This window comes from Blastococcus sp. CT_GayMR20 (genome assembly GCF_004570345.1).
Window position 1 is genome coordinate 1 of the sequence record NZ_SPQM01000290.1, and the last position, 1,788, is coordinate 1,788.

A 1,788-nucleotide genomic window follows, 5' to 3' on the forward strand; every position below is an offset into this window, starting at 1 on the left:
CGGCACCTCGTGGTTGGCCCACTGCACGGTCGCGACCCGCTCGGGCCGGGACTCGATGGTGGTCGTGCCGAGGGCGTGCTCGATGGTGATGGGCTGGAACTCGCCGGAGCTCGCCTCCTCCTCGGCGGCGGAGGACGAGGTGCAGGCAGCCAGTCCGCCCGCCAGGAGTGCGGCGGCGGAGAGGGCGACCAGTCGTGACGTGCGGCGCATGTTGTCCTTCTCATCGTGGCCGCGCTGTGGAGCGCAGCCGGGTCCAGTGGTCGCCAGGGGACCCACGCCCGCGGAGCGCACCGCCGACGGCGGGCACCCGCCGGGCGAGTCGCCGAGACACGAGCCGGTTGGAGTGGGCGTTAAGTGAGGCTCGCCTAACTTAGGCTGCCCTATGCCCGCAGGGCAAATACGAAGTGATCGCGTCCTGTCGGTACCGCGATGCATGATCACCCGGGCCGGCCGTGCAGGCCGCATCCCCACGTGATGGACAGGAGGTCGAGGTGGCCGGGACGACGGTGACCGGAACGACGGTGGACGAGTTGCTGGCCGAGCTGGCCGCGCTCGAGGACCCGAAGGCCCGCGCCGTGAACGAGCGACACGGGGACGACCATGGCGTGAACCTCGGCCGGCTGCGCGCGATCGCCAAGCGGCTGAAGACGCAACAGGACCTCGCGCGCCAACTCTGGGAGACGGGGAACACCCCGGCGAGACTGCTGGCGCTCCTGATCTGCCGTCCCAAGGCGTTCGAGCGCGACGAGCTGGACGCCATGCTGCGCGAGGCACGCACGCCCAAGGTGCACGACTGGCTCGTGAACTACGTGGTGAAGAAGAGCGCGCACGCGCACACGCTGCGCGTGGCCTGGTTCGCCGATCCGGATCCCGTGGTCGCGAGCGCCGGCTGGGCGCTGACCACCGAACGCGTGGCCAAGAGGCCCGAGGGGCTCGACCTCGCGGAACTCCTGGACGCCATCGAGGCGGAGATGAGGGACGCCCCGGAGCGCCTGCAGTGGGCGATGAACAACTGCCTCGCCCAGATCGGGATCGAGCACCCCGAGTACCGCGCCCGCGCCCTCGCCGTCGGTGAGCGCCTGGAGGTGCTGAAGGACTACCCGACTCCCCCGGGCTGCACGTCACCCTTCGCGCCCATCTGGATCACGGAGATGGTGCGCCGGCAGAACCCCACGTAGGGATGCCCGACGAGGTCACGCGCGACCCCGGCGCCGGGCGGCGAACGCCGCACAGGTCCCGCAGATGCAGACGCCGGGGGTCGACGCGAGCTCGGTGACGTGTCGTCGGCGGTACACACCGCCACAGCAACCGCAGCGGCGCAGTCCGGGGACGACGGCGAACGGCGCAGGGAGTGCCATCCGGGTGCTCACGACGCGCGCCTCCCCCGGAGGGTCCGTCCGACGGCCCAGACGGCGCAGGTCCGGCAGATGTACACGCCCGGCGTGGCGCCGAGCTCGTGGGCTGCTCGCGCCGGTCGTTCGCGCTCGCAGCACCCGCAGGTGACCGTCTCGCCGGTGGTCGAGCGCCGAAGGAACTGCATGGGCAGGATCCTGCTCCTCGAGCAGCGCAGTCGGGAGATGCGCGGCATCGGCCGCCCCGCATTCCCCGGCGGGGCGACGGACGAGTCGGCCTGTACGCCGGGTTCTGTCCACGGGTGCCTCGCGGCCTCCCGATGGGCGGTCATCCATCTAGGCCTGCCGTTGCCGGCAGGCTCCAGCGGTCTACCCGCAGGCATCGGGCGGGCCGCCCTCGAACGCCTGCGCGGGACGGCGGCGAACCGCCGTCCTT

The 1,788-nt window shown here is 71.9% G+C and carries 2 protein-coding genes and 1 pseudogene; 2 read left to right on the top strand and 1 reads right to left on the bottom strand.

Annotated elements, in window-relative coordinates:
* Nucleotides 1-210: pseudogene (locus E4P40_RS27435) on the bottom strand (hypothetical protein); the annotation flags it as partial.
* A gap of 281 nt (nt 211-491) precedes the next feature.
* On the opposite strand from E4P40_RS27435, the gene E4P40_RS27440 reads away from it, so the two are divergent.
* Entirely contained in the window at nt 492-1,178 is a 687-nt protein-coding gene (locus E4P40_RS27440; protein WP_135161446.1) for a DNA alkylation repair protein, read from the top strand.
* Between the two features lie 360 nt (nt 1,179-1,538).
* Nucleotides 1,539-1,788 (top strand): hypothetical protein (locus tag E4P40_RS28695; protein WP_209305558.1); only part of this gene is annotated, 250 nt, incomplete at its 3' end.